This window comes from Synechococcus sp. CS-197 (assembly GCF_025128215.1).
Taxonomy (GTDB): Bacteria; Cyanobacteriota; Cyanobacteriia; order PCC-6307; family Cyanobiaceae; genus Synechococcus_C.
Genome location: NZ_JAHLZC010000008.1, coordinates 12,569 through 27,583 on the forward strand (window position 1 = coordinate 12,569; position 15,015 = coordinate 27,583).

The 15,015-nt window shown below is 56.1% G+C and carries 19 protein-coding genes; 8 read left to right on the forward strand and 11 right to left on the reverse strand.

All coding sequences use genetic code 11. The annotated features are described in order from the left end of the window. Positions 1 to 666, forward strand: coding sequence for a 1-acyl-sn-glycerol-3-phosphate acyltransferase (locus KQ296_RS01810; protein ID WP_011934139.1), 666 nt, complete (start codon positions 1 to 3; stop codon positions 664 to 666). On the opposite strand, the gene KQ296_RS01815 is transcribed toward KQ296_RS01810, so the two are convergent. The 3 genes from KQ296_RS01815 to KQ296_RS01825 are packed head-to-tail and all read right to left on the reverse strand — an operon-like array spanning position 657 to position 2,142. Next, positions 657 to 1,244, reverse strand: a complete 588-nt coding sequence (locus KQ296_RS01815) for a YdcF family protein (RefSeq protein WP_011934140.1) — start codon at positions 1,242 to 1,244, stop codon at positions 657 to 659. The two genes, KQ296_RS01810 and KQ296_RS01815, sit on opposite strands and share 10 nt — an antisense overlap. After that, positions 1,244 to 1,894, reverse strand: coding sequence for a tRNA (adenosine(37)-N6)-threonylcarbamoyltransferase complex dimerization subunit type 1 TsaB (tsaB, locus tag KQ296_RS01820; protein ID WP_011934141.1), 651 nt, complete (start codon positions 1,892 to 1,894; stop codon positions 1,244 to 1,246). Before tsaB ends, KQ296_RS01815 begins: the two co-directional genes overlap by 1 nt. Next, complete coding sequence (locus tag KQ296_RS01825) at positions 1,891 to 2,142, reverse strand: Ycf34 family protein (RefSeq protein WP_011934142.1); 252 nt, start codon at positions 2,140 to 2,142, stop codon at positions 1,891 to 1,893. Before KQ296_RS01825 ends, tsaB begins: the two co-directional genes overlap by 4 nt. On the opposite strand from KQ296_RS01825, the gene KQ296_RS01830 reads away from it, so the two are divergent. Continuing rightward, a complete protein-coding gene (locus tag KQ296_RS01830) occupies positions 2,141 to 3,406 on the forward strand; it encodes a CCA tRNA nucleotidyltransferase (protein ID WP_011934143.1) in 1,266 nt (421 codons plus the stop codon). The genes KQ296_RS01825 and KQ296_RS01830 overlap by 2 nt on opposite strands. Positions 3,407 to 3,470: 64 nt before the next feature. Further along, positions 3,471 to 3,908 carry an RNA-binding protein gene (locus KQ296_RS01835; protein WP_011934144.1) on the forward strand — a complete coding sequence of 146 codons (438 nt, stop codon included), beginning with the start codon at positions 3,471 to 3,473 and terminating at the stop codon, positions 3,906 to 3,908. An 81-nt stretch (positions 3,909 to 3,989) separates the two neighbouring features. On the opposite strand, the gene KQ296_RS01840 is transcribed toward KQ296_RS01835, so the two are convergent. Both KQ296_RS01840 and KQ296_RS01845 read right to left on the reverse strand, forming a co-directional pair. Then, the gene (locus KQ296_RS01840) at positions 3,990 to 4,166 is read right to left on the reverse strand and encodes a hypothetical protein (RefSeq protein ID WP_259726313.1); all 177 of its coding nucleotides are present in this window, start codon (positions 4,164 to 4,166) and stop codon (positions 3,990 to 3,992) included. Positions 4,167 to 4,225: 59 nt separating this feature from the next. Then, positions 4,226 to 4,744 carry a cyclic nucleotide-binding domain-containing protein gene (locus tag KQ296_RS01845; RefSeq protein ID WP_011934145.1) on the reverse strand — a complete coding sequence of 173 codons (519 nt, stop codon included), beginning with the start codon at positions 4,742 to 4,744 and terminating at the stop codon, positions 4,226 to 4,228. A 78-nt stretch (positions 4,745 to 4,822) separates the two neighbouring features. Between KQ296_RS01845 and KQ296_RS01850 the strand changes: the two genes are divergently transcribed. Genes KQ296_RS01850 through KQ296_RS01870 form a run of 5 tightly spaced genes read left to right on the forward strand, consistent with a single transcriptional unit; the run spans position 4,823 to position 9,828 of the window. After that, positions 4,823 to 5,725 carry an HlyD family efflux transporter periplasmic adaptor subunit gene (locus KQ296_RS01850; protein ID WP_011934146.1) on the forward strand — a complete coding sequence of 301 codons (903 nt, stop codon included), beginning with the start codon at positions 4,823 to 4,825 and terminating at the stop codon, positions 5,723 to 5,725. Then, a complete protein-coding gene (devC, locus tag KQ296_RS01855; protein WP_011934147.1) occupies positions 5,722 to 6,921 on the forward strand; it encodes an ABC transporter permease DevC in 1,200 nt (399 codons plus the stop codon). Before KQ296_RS01850 ends, devC begins: the two co-directional genes overlap by 4 nt. Before the next feature lie 5 nt (positions 6,922 to 6,926). Further along, positions 6,927 to 7,652: an ATP-binding cassette domain-containing protein gene (locus tag KQ296_RS01860; protein ID WP_011934148.1), complete on the forward strand. Its 726-nt coding sequence runs from the start codon at positions 6,927 to 6,929 to the stop codon at positions 7,650 to 7,652. 20 nt (positions 7,653 to 7,672) lie between these two features. Continuing rightward, on the forward strand, positions 7,673 to 8,638 hold the full coding sequence (locus tag KQ296_RS01865) for an alpha/beta fold hydrolase (RefSeq protein WP_011934149.1): 966 nt from the start codon (positions 7,673 to 7,675) through the stop codon (positions 8,636 to 8,638). Then, positions 8,635 to 9,828, forward strand: coding sequence for a tetracycline resistance MFS efflux pump (locus tag KQ296_RS01870; protein ID WP_011934150.1), 1,194 nt, complete (start codon positions 8,635 to 8,637; stop codon positions 9,826 to 9,828). The genes KQ296_RS01865 and KQ296_RS01870 overlap by 4 nt, the downstream gene beginning before the upstream one ends. Here the strand turns inward: KQ296_RS01870 and KQ296_RS01875 are convergent. The 6 genes from KQ296_RS01875 to KQ296_RS01900 form a co-directional block, all read right to left on the reverse strand. Beyond that, entirely contained in the window at positions 9,801 to 10,217 is a 417-nt protein-coding gene (locus KQ296_RS01875) for a VOC family protein (RefSeq protein WP_011934151.1), read from the reverse strand. The two genes, KQ296_RS01870 and KQ296_RS01875, sit on opposite strands and share 28 nt — an antisense overlap. Positions 10,218 to 10,257: 40 nt before the next feature. After that, the gene (locus KQ296_RS01880; protein ID WP_011934152.1) at positions 10,258 to 11,307 is read right to left on the reverse strand and encodes an aromatic ring-hydroxylating dioxygenase subunit alpha; all 1,050 of its coding nucleotides are present in this window, start codon (positions 11,305 to 11,307) and stop codon (positions 10,258 to 10,260) included. Positions 11,308 to 11,319: 12 nt separating this feature from the next. Next, entirely contained in the window at positions 11,320 to 11,598 is a 279-nt protein-coding gene (locus KQ296_RS01885) for a hypothetical protein (RefSeq protein ID WP_011934153.1), read from the reverse strand. Then, a complete protein-coding gene (locus tag KQ296_RS01890) occupies positions 11,595 to 12,365 on the reverse strand; it encodes a MinD/ParA family protein (RefSeq protein WP_011934154.1) in 771 nt (256 codons plus the stop codon). Before KQ296_RS01890 ends, KQ296_RS01885 begins: the two co-directional genes overlap by 4 nt. Positions 12,366 to 12,440: 75 nt before the next feature. After that, positions 12,441 to 13,859: a TolC family protein gene (locus KQ296_RS01895; protein WP_259726314.1), complete on the reverse strand. Its 1,419-nt coding sequence runs from the start codon at positions 13,857 to 13,859 to the stop codon at positions 12,441 to 12,443. A 212-nt stretch (positions 13,860 to 14,071) separates the two neighbouring features. Further along, positions 14,072 to 15,013: a phytoene synthase gene (locus KQ296_RS01900; protein WP_011934156.1), complete on the reverse strand. Its 942-nt coding sequence runs from the start codon at positions 15,011 to 15,013 to the stop codon at positions 14,072 to 14,074. Positions 15,014 to 15,015: the final 2 nt, after the last annotated feature.

The following is a 15,015-nucleotide window of genomic DNA, read 5'->3' on the forward strand; positions in this document are numbered from 1 at the left end:
GTGAGCAATCTTGAGTTGCAGGATCAAGCGCCAGGGCCGCTGGTTCTGACGCCACGCCCGAGTCTCGCCTACCGGCTTGTGAGCGCAGCGTTGGTGTTTCCGCTCTACCGGCTGCTGTTCCGGGGGAAGACCCATGGGAACGAGCGAGTCCCCTTGCAGGGGCCTTTGGTGGTGGTGGCCAATCATGGCTCCCATCTCGATCCACCCTTGTTGGGGCACGCCCTGGGGCGCCCGGTGGCGTTCATGGCGAAGGCGGAACTCTTCCGGATTCCCCTTCTGGGCCCCCTGATCCGGGCCTGCGGGGCCTACCCAGTGAACCGTGGAGCCAGTGACCGTGAGGCCATTCGCACCGCCACAGCCCGCCTGCAGGAAGGATGGGCCATTGGCGTGTTCCTCGATGGAACGCGCCAGCCCGATGGCCGCGTCAACCAACCCATGCCCGGAGCGGCCCTGCTCTCCGCTCGCTCAGGAGCACCGCTACTGCCCGTGGCCATCGTGAACAGTCATCGGGCCCTGGGCACGGGGCGAAGCTGGCCCCGGCTGGTGCCCCTGCAAATGCGCATCGGCGAACCGATCCCTGCCCCTGCCAGTCGCCGCAAACCCGACCTGGAGGCCGCCACCCTCGAACTGCAACGCAGGATCAACGCCCTGCTCGATCAGGGCTGAGCAAACAGTCCGGGCCATTGCCTGCGCACCCAGGGCTTTAGATCACGGCCCGTGAGCACCCATGCCAAGGCTCTGAAACCATCACCCCATCGCTTTCCCATACTTTCCATGCGGCACTGCTCAGCACAACTCACCGGCACGCCCGTCAGGCGAATGCCGCGGCTACCGGCAACCACCCCTCCCACCAGCAAAGCGCGGGGCAAGTGATCCTCACTGGTCACCAACAGCACATGCTCAACCCCCTCAGCCTGCAGCTCATCCACCAATGAGGTGAAATTGCCAAGCGTGTCCTGGGCCCGGTAATCGAGGCGCACCTCGTTGGTTCCAAGTCCCTCATGCTCCATCAACCACCTGGCGTACTCAGGATTGGTTCCACCGCTGACCACCAACGGCAACGCCAGTCGACGAGCCAGGCGTAATCCGATGCGCTCTCGTTCGGCATCACCACCCAAGACAAGAATGCGTTGCGGGTCCTGTCGGGTGAGCGCTGCCTTAGCAAAAGGCCGCAGGGGCGTCGCCATCGCGGCCCCACCAATCAACGCTGACACCAGCAGAAAGGAGCGGATGCCGTGGCCCATCAAACGGATCCCACAGGAGAGGTGGGGTAGATCGGCAGCACGGAGTCCCAGGGCCCCAAAGCGTCACTGGCATGGCGATCCACGCAACAGCGCAGCAGCTGCAGCACATCGCACGCCACATCGACAGCCATGGTCAGCGCTGGAGCCGGCTGATCTGCCGCTTGAAGCAGCGCAGGATGCTGCAACTCCCTGAAATCAAGGTCTGCGCAGGTTGCGTTGTCTTGATTCCAGCCGTCGCGCACCTGATAGCGACCTGCAACCCGGCCGCGCCGAGGTAGATCCTGAATGATGGAGAACGGTTCTCCACGCTGTGGGGCGGGAAGCGTCAGCTGAAGGCGCGGAGCCATCAGCGCAAAGCTGCTCACCCCATCGAGGGGACATTGGAGCTGCTGAGCCAACGTGCGAGCCAGCACGACCGTGAGCCGGGTTCCTGTGAACCCCCCGGGCCCAGTCGCCACAGCGAGGCGACGGATCCCAGGCCACTCGGACGCGGGCAAGATCTCGTCCAACACGGAGGGCAGCGCATTCGTCAGCGCACGCCCCATGGGACGGCAGACAACCTGAGCCGCGCTCAGGGGTGCTTGGGCAGACACCACCGCGATGCCCAGGGTGTCCGTTGAGCTATGCAGGGCCAGCAGCCAGTCGCTCATTGAGGCACCTCCTCACCAGGGCGCAGGCGCGCCCATCGTCCTTGATCGAGGCTGAAGCTTCCGCAGGCGCGCACATCCCACTCAACGCCGACCTGCCCGTGGGGGAGATCCTGCACACTGATGTGAATCCTGGGCTCAACAGGCTTCATCGGCGGGGCCTCACAGAGATGGGCAGCACCATGCTGACGCTCGACCGCGTGATAGGCCTGACAACGATCGACCCAGCGGCAGTCCACACAGATGCACATGCCCAATGGTTCCAGTGCGGACTCCATTTTGACGGTGAGCCCAGAGCAACTGACTGATCTGCTCTGGCGCCGACTCGAACCGGAGCGATGGCCCCTCAAGCCCTCTCAGCTCCCTGAAGGGGCAGTTCTGGTGGGCGGAGCGGTTCGTGACGGATTGCTGAATCGATTGCCTCCATGTCCGGATCTTGACCTGGTGGTTCCGGGTGCGGTGCTGGGCACCGTCCAACGCTTGGCGAGGGAGCACGGTGGCGCGTGCGTGGTGCTGGACGAGCAGCGGCAGATGGCTCGGCTGGTGCTGAAAGGCTGGACGATCGACTTCGCCAGGCTTGAGGGGGAAGACCTCACCGAGGATCTGTTCCGTAGGGATTTCAGACTCAACGCCATTGCGCTGAGCCTGTCGCACCCCCAGCAACTGATCGATCCCACAGGAGGACTTCAAGATCTTCAAGACGGGCTGATCTGTGCCATCCGGGAAAGCAATCTTCGCGACGACCCCTTGCGCCTGCTGCGCGCACTTCGCTTGATGGCCGAACTGGAGATGCGCATTGATACCGACACCTTGGCCATGGTGAAAGCCAATGGTGCATTGCTGACGCGTTCGGCCCCGGAACGCATTCAGGCCGAATTACTGAGACTCGTGGCCGCTCCTGCTGCCGATGCGGCGATCACGCTCCTGCAGTCCCTGGACCTTCTCAAGCCATGGAGTGCGCCCGGTTGGCAGCACTCGCACGTCAACGCAAGCCAACCACTGCGCGCAGCCTCCTCCATGACCTTGGAAGAGCAGAGCCTGGCCCTGCCTCTGGCTCGGCTCACCGCCCTACTCAGCGATTCAGGACTGAGGTCCCTGCGCTTCAGCCGACGACAGATTCAACGTTGCGCCAAGCTGCGCCAATGGCAGGAGCGCTGCGCTCATGGGGACAGCAGCAGCTTGGATGAGATGGAAAGGCTGCGCTTGCACCAAGACCTTGAGGCTGATCTTCCAGCCCTGGTTTTGTGTTGGCCAGAGCAGCACAGAGACCGATGGATGCAGCAATGGAGGAACCCGGAGGACCCGTTGTTCCATCCCCGTTCCCCCTTGGATGGGGACACCCTCCAGAGCGAGCTCTCTCTCAATCCGGGCCCAATACTCGGTGCCTTGATCCTGCACCTCACGACCGCGCGCGCCTATGGTCGTGTTTCATCCCGTGAGCAGGCCCTCGACGAGGCCCGCCGATGGCTCCACCGGCCTCCTTCGACAAGCGAGTTGAGCAGGCGCTGTGATTAACTGCCATGGCAGCGACGACAACGATCGGCCTGACACGCAGTTTTCCGTTTTTCTTCCCCGTTTCATGAGCGTGCGTCTTTACATCGGCAATTTGCCGCAGAATTTTGAAAGCAAAGAGCTTGAAGCTCAGCTCACCAGCGTGGGAGAAGGCGTTCGCTTCAAAGCGGTCTTTGACAGGGAGACTGGAGCATGCCGCGGGTTCGGTTTCGCCAACATCGACGATGAAAAGGTCGCCGATGCCGTGATCGAACAGTTCAACGGCAAGGAGTTCAACGGCAACAGCCTGCGCGTCGAGCGCTCTGAACGTCGTGACAACAATGGTGGCGGTGGTGGTCGCCGTGCCGGACAAAATGGAGGAGGCCACGCTCCCGGTTCAGCCCGCAAAGCTGTCAACAAGGTGGTTCACAGCGATGCCAAAGCTGAGGATGGCCCCGATCCCCGCTGGGCAGGCGAACTGGCGAAATTAAAAGACTTACTTGGCAATCAAAAAACTGCCGTTTGAGATTTCCACAAGGTCAAACATAAAAAAGAGGTCCAATTGGGCCTCTTTTTTTTTGCGTTTAAAACAACCAAAGCCAGGCTGCTAGGGCAGGAAAGCTGCAATCGCGATCACGCTTGCAAAAATACCAAGAAACAAAAATCCCATTTTTGTCATATTGGCTTCATGATCGTCCACACCTTCGTCGATGGCGTCCTTCATTTCAGACCTGAAGGAATCCATCGCTTGATCGATTTCGCTGTCCGCTTGTTTTCTTGACATGGGAGGAAGGGTTCAAAGGGAAAGGAAATAAAACTCGGTTACGCCGAACTGGGCTGGGCTTAGCCCCTGTGGAAGAACCAATAGGCGCCCACAGCCAGGACGACCAGCAAAATAATTGGCACTGCGATCGCAGCCATTCCATTGTGGCTCTTGAGGACCCTGGATTCGTGGGCGACGACCGCATCGCGAATGTTCACATGCATTTCCTCTCGCAGGCGCTCGAGATCTGAATCAATCGAGGCATCGTCATAAAGAGAGCGCAGATGCTCAAATGTGGACTTACCAAGAATCAGGCTCTTTTCAGGCTTCTCGTAAAGGATTTCCATGAGCTCCTCCTTGGGGATCTCCACGATCTGGGAGGACCGTGCTGCGCGGGCATTGGCGATCCGAGGTCGGCTGTCGATGATCTCAACTTCTCCGAAAACGTGACCAGGACCATGGGTCTCGTCCACACCTTCTCCGGTTTCCGGATACAGGGTGGTGATTTCTACCGATCCGGATTTAACGAGGTAAATCGAAGCGCTGTCTTGATCAGCCCTGTAGATGTAATCGCCCTGTTGAACCGCAAATCGACGCACGGGTTGTCACGGAAATTGCGACCACCTTATCCGCACATGCATTAAGGTGCAGCGCCAGTAAACACCCATGTGTCAACGATGACAGAGCAGCCCGCAAGACGCGGCGTCATCCGCGGCACGTTGATCGCCCTTGGAGTGGTTGCCGCTGGCGCCATCGGCTGGAACGTCTTCAAACCCAAGCCAGTCCCTAAAGCTGTTGTGAGTCGTCCTCAGCAGGTCACGGCTCTCGGGCGCCTGATGCCCACAGGGGGGCTTGTTCCAATCTCCATTCCAGCAGGAACGGCTGGGGGGAACGAGGTGGTTAAGGAGTGGTTTGCAGGGGAGGGTGAGCCGATCCGCAAGGGTCAAGTTCTTGTGAGGCTCAGCAGCTTTCAGGAGCTTCAGGCCGCCGTCGTACAGGCCCAGTCCAAGCTTCAGAGCACGGGAGCGTTGCTTCCTTTTCTCAAGATCAGTCAAAGCCGAGGCAAGGAGCTGTTCCAGGGAGGCGCCATCTCCGAAGAGGAGCTCGCCAAAACAACGGCGAGCATTTTGGAAAAGCAGGCTGACGTCGAGGCAGCACGCGCCTCGCTCGTGCAGGCCAAAAGTCAGCTGAAAGCTGCAGAGGTTCGCTCACCACTAGATGGTCGCCTGATCAGGATTTACAGCTGGCCAGGCATGAAAGAGAGCGAGGAAGGACTTGCAGTGATTGGCCGCACCGGCTCGATGCAAGCATGGGTTCAAGTGTTCCAAACTGACGTTGAGCGCTTGCGGATCGGACAAAAGGCCTCGATCACCGCTGAAACAGGAGGGTTTCCCGGAACAGTGCAGGGCACACTCAAATCCATCATCGGCAAAGTGTCCGAGCGTGATCTGTTCGCGGTGGCAGCCAATAACGATGTCAATGCGCGAGTGGTGCTTGTGAAACTCGATCTCGCGCCCAACCCTGATCTGCAGCTGGATCGCCTCAGTGGCCTCAATGTGACGGCGCGCTTCGAGCCATGAGACGCGGAGGGGGATGGACATCTCGGCTGAATTGGCACGACCTGCCTCTGGCATGGCTTCAGCTGAAGCGTCAACCAGTTCGTTACCTGGTGGCCGTCACCGGCATCGGTTTTGCGGCCTTGCTGATGTACATGCAGCTTGGCTTTCAGTCCGGTCTGCTGAAAAGCGCCACCACTTTTTACAACGCGCTCGACACAGACCTTGTTCTGATCAGCCCCGCAACCGTTAATAGCGGCAGTTACCAACAGTTCCCGCAATCCCAACTGTTTCAAGCTCTGGGACTGCGCGGCATCAAGGAAACCATTCCTCTCTACATCGCCAATATTAATGCTCAACAACTTGGCGGAGTCAAGCCAACATCACTAAGGATGATTGGCTATGACCCCGATCTCACGGTCTTGAATGTTCCTGAGATCAACGCGCAAAGCGATCAACTCAAAACACCGGGCTTTGTCCTCTTCGACACCCTTGGCATCGCAATCAAAACAGGCCCTGTTGGCAAAACATTTAAAGCCGATGGCCCACTCGACATGATCTTGTCGAACTTTGAAAAAACCTTTCGAATCAAAGGATTGTTCAAGCTTGGCTCAACCTTCGTTGCCGACAGCAATTTGATTGGCAGCCAGGCAACTGCTCTACAACTTGCATCCAGACAAATCAATCTGGGCGAAATTTCACTGGGATTGATCCGCGTTGACAATCCATCCGAGATTCCGAGAATTCAAAGAGATCTGAGATCGCTCTACGGTAATGAGCTTCAAGTCTTGACCAAGCCCGAACTGATTACGCAAGAAAGAGATTACTGGAATAACGTTTCATCATTTGGCGTTATTTTCGGCTTCGGGACAATTATGGGACTTCTGGTGGGAGGGGTTGTGGTTTATCAAGTGCTTTACACCGATGTCAGCGACCATCTCAAGGAGTACGCCACCCTGAAAGCCATGGGATTTTCTGATCAATTTATTTTAATTGTTGTTATTCAGGAAGCCGTTCTCCTCGGCGCATCCGCCTTCATCCCAGCCACAATTCTCAGCGCCATTCTCTATGCAGCTCTAACGGCAGTGTCTGGCATCCAACTGCAGATGACCGCCGACAAATCCCTCCTCGTTGGGGCTCTCACGATCAGCGTTTGCGCCATCGCCTCCGCAATTGCAATCCGCAAGCTGCGTGATGCAGATCCGGCATCCGTTTTCTGACTTTTATGCAGAACTCCTCTCCCAATTCACCCGTCATCAGAACGGAGAACCTTTGTCACAGCTATGGCAAAGGCGAGCTGCGCACGCAAATTCTGCATGATCTGACATTCGACGTTCGTCGTGGTGAAATCACTCTCTTGGTTGGCCCCTCAGGCAGTGGGAAGAGCACCCTTCTCACGCTGATCGGAGCCCTCCGTTCGGTGGAGGAGGGATCCATTCAGGTTCTTGGTCAGGAACTGAACGGAGCGAATGAAACGGTCCTGATGCAGACACGTCGCAGGATTGGCTTCATCTTCCAGAGCCACAACCTGGTGTCGTCACTGACCGTGCTCCAGAACGTGCAAATTCTGCTCCAGCTCACGGAACCGAACCCTCAAGCCCGCCGCGAGAAAGCCATGGCTTTGCTGGAGGCCGTTGGCCTAAGCCATCGGTTGCATCATTTCCCAGAAGAACTCTCCGGAGGTCAGCGTCAGCGTGTGGCCATCGCCAGAGCCCTCGCTCCCGAACCAGAATTGGTGCTTGCCGATGAACCAACAGCGTCCCTCGACAGCCGCTCTGGTCAGGACGTGGTCGAACTACTCGGCAACCTCTGCCGCGATCGTGGCAGTGCGGTACTTCTTGTGACCCACGACCTCAGACTGCTCAATGACGCTGACCGCATCTGGGCCATTGAGGATGGTCGCGTCAAAGCCTGGACTGAATCCAACGGCAATATCGTGCAGACTCACTGAGCCGCATCGAAGTCCCAACCGTGACCGCCAGTGCCAGTGCAGCAGTCTTCCCTGATCACTGGATCAAGCAGGGGAGTTGGAACAACCACAGGATCAGCTGGATCGAGACAGACCGCCGAGACGGTGAAAGCACGGCGCTTCTTATTCACGGGTTTGGAGCCTGCAAGGAACACTGGCGCCATACCGTGCCTGCCCTGACGGGGGATCACCACGTTGTCGCTCTCGACTTGCTCGGCTTTGGCATGAGTAACAAGCCCCAGTCGATCCTTCAGGGTGAGCCCCCCAATCCTGAAGGAGTGGTGTACAGCATCGACCTCTGGGCCAATCAGGTGGTTGATTTCATCGACAACCATGGAATCGTTGATGTTTCTCTGATTGGCAATTCGATTGGTGGTGTGGTGGCGCTGCGCGCCGCCGAAATCCTTGAAGAACGCCAGAAGCCTGCAGCCATGGTCGTTCTGATCGACTGTGCACAACGGGCCATCGACGACAAACGCGTTTCGGAACAACCACCTTTCAGGGCCCTTGGTCGGCCACTGCTCAAACAACTCGTGCGGCAACGCTGGGTGACACGCTCGCTCTTTATGAGCCTGGCCAGGCCCGGAGTGATCCGAAAAGTTTTGAAGTTGGCGTACCCCACCGGCGCTTGCGTGGACGACACCCTGGTGGAGGTTTTGCACCGGGCCGCACGCAGCCCTGGAGCGACTGAATCCTTTCGCGGTTTCATTAACCTCTTTAACGACCACCTTGCCCCCGAGGTGCTTGAACGAATCAAAACACCGGTGGGGATGATCTGGGGAGAAGCCGATCCCTGGGAGCCACTCAGCCAAGCTCAGCAATGGACGCGCTTTGCGTCCGTTCATGAACTCGCGACCCTCCCATCCCTGGGTCACTGCCCGCACGATGAAGGCCCTGATCAGGTCAATCCCATCCTGCAGAGAATGCTCAACACCAATGGCCGTTCCTCCGCGGAGCTGAACTCTTGAACAAGAAAATCCTTCTCGTCCTCTGCCTCGTGGTGGCAGTGGATGCCGCCAGTTTCGGCCTGCTGCTTCCAGTGGTGCCGTTTTTCGTGAATGAGCTCACTGGCTCCTTTAACGCCATCGCTGTGACCAGCGTGACGGCGACGTACTCAGGCTTGCAATTTCTCGGAGCTCCACTGATTGGACGATTGTCGGACCGCTGGGGTCGACGCAGTGTTCTGACGGTCACCGTGGCGATCAGTGCCATCGCCCTGATTGGTCAGGCACTCTCCACCTCGCTTCTGATCCTGCTGCTGTTTTCCGCCTTGAATGGCGCCTCCTCTGGCGTGTTCGCAATCTCCCAGGCTCTGGTCGCTGACACCGTCGAAGATCGAAATCAGCGCACCGTTGGCTTCGGTGCGATCGGTGCAGCCCTCGGCCTCGGCTTCATCATCGGACCTGGAATCGGTGGAGCACTCGGGGCCATTGATCCACGCTTTCCGTTTGTGGTGGCATCAGCTTTTTGCTTGCTGAATGTTGTTTTGATTCGCCTTTATCTTCCGAAGACGACGAGATCGAATCAACCCGAAGCGTCCACAGAAAAAACGAAAAACCCCCTGTTGACCCAAGGCAACCACCGTTTAAAAAAGCTCATCAGCATCTATTTCCTTTTCTATCTGGGCTTCAGCGCCTTCTCGGGCATCTTCGTGTTGGCAGCCAAAGAACGGTTCAACTGGGGCCCCCAACCCACGTCCTTGGTGCTTGTGTATGTGGGCGTGGTTGCCGTTGTTGTGCAAGGCGCCCTGCTGCCTCGCCTCCTCAAGGCGATTCGTCCCGACAAGCTCTCGATTATCGGGCTCAGCCTGGTGGCCGTTGCCATGTTGGGCGTGTCCGTGATCAGCGAGGGCCGCGAACTGTACGTGACCCAATTCCTGTTCGCCGGGGGCGTCGGACTCAGCACCCCTGGTCTTCGATCAGCCATGTCGCTTTGCGTCAACGAAAGCCAGCAGGGTGTCCTTGGGGGAATGACGCAGTCCGTGGTGAGTCTGACCTCTCTGATCGGTCCTCTGCTTGCCGGACAAATGTACGAGTCAGCAGGCTACGGAGCCACCTTCCAAACCCAGGCGGTTTTGGTCTTGATCGCCGTTGGGCTGTTGGCCTCAATGCCACGGCTGCCGGCTGAATCTCAGGCTGTAAACACCCCTTCGGCATAACCGATCAACTCGATTTGGTGACCGTCAGGATCTGACAGAAACAGAGCACGGCAGCGGGGCCCGTAGTCAAAAGCAGTGATCGCGAGACCCTGGGATTCCAGCTTCTTCTGAACATCGTCGAGGCAGGCGTAGGTGATGCGGAAGGCCACATGACGCATCGCCACGGTGCTGTGATCGGGCACAGGCTTGAGCTCAGCGCTGTCTGCAGGGAACAGATTCAGATAGTTGCCCTCGGCAACGCGAAGAAGGAAAGGGGGGCCCTGCTGAAGCCCCTCCATGGCAGCGGGCTTAAAGCCGAGCATGGTCTCGTACCAGCGCATGGAGCGCTGAGGATCACTCACGGTAAGAGCGACATGGTCAAGGGCTTCGATCGGAAGAGAAGAGGCCATGATTTGCAGTAACAGTGGGGGAAAACAGCAACAAGAGTCCCTACCGGAAGAGTCCGGCATCACGCTTCTCTCTCAACATGCGGCGGAGGGCAAGCGTGGAAACATCACTGGCGACAAGGAGATCGCCATGGCCATCGAGATCAGGGATCAGAGGCCTGAGGGTCTCGACCGTGCCCTGGTCCTCGGCCATGAAACGGTCGACCCGTCCACGCGCATTGCTGTCAGCCAAGGGGCTGCGCAAGAAGGAACGGAAATGACGCCAGAGATTACGGGTTTTGGTCCCATCAACTGGAACGTGGGCCGTGAGCAGCGAGATCTGAAAATCACCAAAAACCACGCGAACCAGAGACACATTCGCCAGCCAGAGCTGAATGTGCTGTTCTCCGCCGTCATCAGAGGAAACGGAGGATGACTGGTCATCACCTTGGTTGAACCAAGCACGCAATCCGCGACCCTGGTCAGCGCGGTAGTGACGGTCACGGGGGGCCAGAACCCTCTCATAGACACTGTCATCCTTGGCCCACTGCTCAACGGGCATCAGCTGGTCCGGAGCCATCGCCCCAAAGCTGCCGCTGTGCACAAACGGCGCATGGGTGAGATCCATGAAGGCCTCGAGCACACGCAGCCAGTGGGCATTCCATTCCACAGAGCCTTCCAGCGCTCGCCAGCCGCGATCGTCATCCTCTGGAACGGGACCAACCGTCGGCAAGGGGGGCAAGTCCTCAGCAGAGGACTCTGCGCTGGGGTCCCACCAGATCCAAATGAATCCAACGGACTCACGGCATGGTAATGAGAACGCTTGAGCCCGCCGGGGGATGGCTTGCGCGCTGTCCTGGGCGGGAATCTTGGCGCAGTGGCCATCCGACTGAAAACACCAGCCGTGATATGGACAGGCCAAGCCCTCCTCACCAACGCGTCCTGCGCTGAGGCTGGCTCCCTTGTGGGGGCAGCGATCAGAAACGACTGAGAGCGTGCCGTCGAGGGCTCTCCAGATCGCAAAGGCCTGACCATGAAAATCGAGACGGCGCACAGACCCCGCAGGAACCGCGGATGAATGCTCGACGACGTACCAGGAGCGAGTCAGCTGCATGGTGATGAGGGTTTAAGAACCGAGATGGGTTTTCCAGACGTCGGCGTCCGCAGAGGATATGAACCAGCGCCGATCCTGCAACGCCTTGAGAAGGCTGGATGCAGACTCGCTCTCTAAAGCCAGACCCCAATCAGCGTCAAGACATTGGCGAAGTTCGGCAGTGGAGAGACCACGGCGCAGGCCCTTTTTCAACAGCCGACGGAGAGGAGGGGGCTCCAGTTGAACCATCAGGGCCATGGTGAGAGGACCGCGGGGCAGAGCCTCGAGGTTGGGGAATGACCCTTCAGTCATGCAGAAGGAGATGCTTCTAGGAGAGCTTGGGCCAACTCTCTAACTGCCGTTGACCAGGTGTGATTCGGGAATTCGAGCACGGCAAGACCACCACTGGCGAGGGTCAGCAAATCTTCACTCAGTGGCAGAATCGACCCAATACTGACCTCATAACTTTCCTGCATTCGCAGACGAACTTCGTCTCGACTGAATTGGCTGGGTAATTTATTCATCACGAGCTGAATATTCGCAACGTCCAATCGCTGTGCGACCTCAATGGCGACAGCAGTACCCAGATAATCTTGGCTGTCTGGACGCATCACCATCACCAAATAATCGGCAATGGCTGCCGAAAGCAATGTCTCTTCATTAATACCAGGATGGGTATCGACAATCACATAATCAAGACTGAGCGCATCGGCTAGAGCAAAAATTGCATCATTCAACTTCTCAACCTGATATCCCTCACGAAGCAGACGAGCAATTCGATCGCTATCCATTGAAGCCGGAGCGAGGAACACATGCCCCTTTGCGGCCTTGACGGGAGCGGGCGTAACTTCGTGAACACAGTCCTTAATTGCTGCGTCTTCCTGAAGAAAATCGTTCAGGCAAAGGCTCTCGCCCTCATGCGTGTACCCGAAGAGAACATGCACACCAGGAGAAGCCAGGTCCGTATCAAAAACAGCCACCCGCTTGCCTTGAAGCCCAAGACTTGCAGCCAGATTCGCCGTGAGATTGGATTTCCCCGTACCCCCTCTAAACGAGTGAACAGCAATGATCTGCGTCATGGAGTACCTCTTCGAAGACAGTGAGGGCTAACTTCAGAACAGGTTAACCGGCAACCTCTGAAAAATCATGCTGCTTCAACGATCGGAGTCGAACGAGCTCTGAGCCCTACGCAGAATTGATGTGAGCCCCAACTCAGACAAAGGATTACCAACTTGTTGAATCAGGTTTGAATCCTCTGCAAAGGAGAGCCCGCTGGCCCGCGAAAGATTAACAAGAGCAAGATTGTAATTGGAAAGCTGTGAAATATACGACTCAACAGCTTGCGTCAAATCCTGCTGCGACTGAACAACATCAGTAATGGTTCCGTAGCCTGCATTGAAACGAAGTGATTGCAGCTTTAAAGCAGTTGATGCTGCTTGAACTCTTTGAGACGCCACGATGACAGCCTCGCGACCTTCGACGGACTCAGAAAAGTACTCTCTGACCTCTTCAATCACAGAATTGATTGATTGCTGCGCCGCAGCTTGAGCTGATTTTGCACGCTTGCGAGAGGCGGAGGCATCCATACGGGCGCGTCCACCATCAAATCCAGTCAACGTCACTTGAATGACGGATTCGGAATTCCAAAGGTCACTGCGACCCGTTTCAATGATCCAGGGAGAACCAGAACTCGGAAAACCTAAATTCTTAGTCCAATAGAGAGAATTGACAAGTTCAATTGTAGGCCGATAAATAGCTAAATCAATCTGAGCCTGCAATTCATTTTGCTGAGCAATCGAAAGATTCTTGACAATAATCTGACGATAGTCGAGAGCTGATTCGATCGTTTTATCAAGAGACTCCTGCCAAGAGCCCAGTGGACTGAGTGCTTCGCTGGGCTTGATCGTGCTTGCTTTTGGATCATTCAGCAACGCAGCAAGCTCAGCCTGCGCAACCATCGAGTCACTTTTCGAATTAACGAGATTAACCTGATCAGTTCTCAAGACCGTTAACTGCTTGGCTACATCAAGCTCGGATGAAACGCCAAGTTTTTTTCTTGATTTAGCAAGATTGAGAAGCAACAAATCATTCTCAACAAGCTGCTCACTCGTCAGGATGGAGGCCAGAAACTTCTGCAAGCGTACGTAAGCTTGTTGCGTTTGCAACGCGTAGTCGCGGCGTGAAATGATGTAATCACTGCCCGCTTCTTTCACGAGATACTTACCTTTCCAGATCTGAGGCTGCCGAGCCGGGTCATAGATCTTCCAGTTCAAATCAAGTGTTTGAACTCCCTGAAGGAAACTGCTCGTGTAAGATCGCGCGAATAAATAGGAGGGCAATTCACTCGCAGAAGCGCCATACTCAGAATAGATTGAAGTGTCAATTCCACTGTTTGCGCCAGCATAATTGTAATAAGAATTTTGATTATAATTACCAAAATTGAAGTTAAAACTTAAAACTGGCCACCACGTCGCAAAATCAGAGCCCAAGGAATCTTGCGCAGCCTTGAATGACTGAAGATTTTCAAGAATGACGGGATTTCTCTCTTCAGCCAAGCGAACAGCTGTTGGCATGTCGAGACTTTTCAGAGTCTCCTCGGGTATGGACGCTGGCTGGGGCTGAGGCAACTGACGGCTCACTGGCCAAGACTTCGTTATCGCCTCAATGGAGGCAGCAGATGGACGCTCATCGTCGGCACGAACAATGTCGGTGTTTAAGCCCTCGCACAGAAGCACTCCTGCACTAATTGCGGACAGATAAGCGATTAGCTTTAAACGTAAAAGTCTCATTTTGATTGCGAGAGAATGAACGAAAGCGGCAAGTCAATTAATTTGCGATATCGCGGAACAAAGGCACGATAGTTGAAGACATCATAATCATTGTCTTCAATTCTCGATAGAATTCCACGATACAGTCGCAAGGAAGTCCAAACAGGCCAGCGAGCATCGGGTGCCAGAAAACGCACTCCAGATTCAGAGCGCTTGAACCACTCTCGCGCACGATGGATCTGAAAAGCCATCAACTTTCGCCATTGATCATTCAAGACACCGTCAAGGAGCTCTGCCTCGGAGTAGCCAAAGTCATTAATTTCATCCATTGGCAAATAAATTCTGCCTCGCTGGCGATCTTCACCAACATCGCGAAGAATATTAGTGAGTTGATTGGCAATACCCAATGCAACGGCCGCCCCAGACGTCTCTGCTTCTTCACTCCAAGGTGCCGAGGTGTAAGAATCATCAATTCCCATCACCTGCTCAGACATCAAACCAACAGTGCCTGCAACGCGATAACAATACAATTGAAGGTCTGAAAAAGTCTTATAGCGCAGATTAGTTAGATCCATGCGCATGCCCTCGATCATGTCGAGATAGGGCTGAAGCGGCTGAGAATAACGTTGAATTGTATCCACCATGACTTTGTCAAGCCATGTCTCAATATGACCTTTAAACATTGCTCGAGTGTGCAGCTCCCAAGCATCTAATTCATCCAACAATTGTTCTTTTGGCTTAGAGAGAGCCTCAGTGCTATCCATAATTTCGTCTGTGCGTCTGCACCAGACGTAAATCGCCCAGATTGCTTGCCGTTTCTCCAGCGGCATCAGCATTGTGCCGAGGTAAAAGGTTTTGGCCCATTCTTCGGTTTCTGCGCGACAGCGCTCGAAAGCCTCCTTCAAAGAAAGAGGGGTGGTCTCAGGCACAACCGAAGAGAGAGATGAGGTAACACCCATCG

What these genes read in the sequence shown, in the direction of transcription:
- KQ296_RS01815 (WP_011934140.1), bottom strand. Translation starts at nt 1,244, where the DNA reads ATGGGCCACGGCATCCGCTCCTTTCTGCTGGTGTCAGCGTTGATTGGT.
- tsaB (WP_011934141.1), bottom strand. Translation starts at nt 1,894, where the DNA reads ATGAGCGACTGGCTGCTGGCCCTGCATAGCTCAACGGACACCCTGGGC.
- KQ296_RS01830 (WP_011934143.1), top strand. Translation starts at nt 2,141, where the DNA reads ATGCCCAATGGTTCCAGTGCGGACTCCATTTTGACGGTGAGCCCAGAG.
- KQ296_RS01825 (WP_011934142.1), bottom strand. Translation starts at nt 2,142, where the DNA reads ATGTGCATCTGTGTGGACTGCCGCTGGGTCGATCGTTGTCAGGCCTAT.
- KQ296_RS01835 (WP_011934144.1), top strand. Translation starts at nt 3,471, where the DNA reads ATGAGCGTGCGTCTTTACATCGGCAATTTGCCGCAGAATTTTGAAAGC.
- KQ296_RS01840 (WP_259726313.1), bottom strand. Translation starts at nt 4,166, where the DNA reads ATGTCAAGAAAACAAGCGGACAGCGAAATCGATCAAGCGATGGATTCC.
- KQ296_RS01850 (WP_011934146.1), top strand. Translation starts at nt 4,823, where the DNA reads ATGACAGAGCAGCCCGCAAGACGCGGCGTCATCCGCGGCACGTTGATC.
- devC (WP_011934147.1), top strand. Translation starts at nt 5,722, where the DNA reads ATGAGACGCGGAGGGGGATGGACATCTCGGCTGAATTGGCACGACCTG.
- KQ296_RS01860 (WP_011934148.1), top strand. Translation starts at nt 6,927, where the DNA reads ATGCAGAACTCCTCTCCCAATTCACCCGTCATCAGAACGGAGAACCTT.
- KQ296_RS01875 (WP_011934151.1), bottom strand. Translation starts at nt 10,217, where the DNA reads ATGGCCTCTTCTCTTCCGATCGAAGCCCTTGACCATGTCGCTCTTACC.
- KQ296_RS01880 (WP_011934152.1), bottom strand. Translation starts at nt 11,307, where the DNA reads ATGCAGCTGACTCGCTCCTGGTACGTCGTCGAGCATTCATCCGCGGTT.
- KQ296_RS01885 (WP_011934153.1), bottom strand. Translation starts at nt 11,598, where the DNA reads ATGACTGAAGGGTCATTCCCCAACCTCGAGGCTCTGCCCCGCGGTCCT.
- KQ296_RS01890 (WP_011934154.1), bottom strand. Translation starts at nt 12,365, where the DNA reads ATGACGCAGATCATTGCTGTTCACTCGTTTAGAGGGGGTACGGGGAAA.
- KQ296_RS01895 (WP_259726314.1), bottom strand. Translation starts at nt 13,859, where the DNA reads ATGCCAACAGCTGTTCGCTTGGCTGAAGAGAGAAATCCCGTCATTCTT.
- KQ296_RS01900 (WP_011934156.1), bottom strand. Translation starts at nt 15,013, where the DNA reads ATGGGTGTTACCTCATCTCTCTCTTCGGTTGTGCCTGAGACCACCCCT.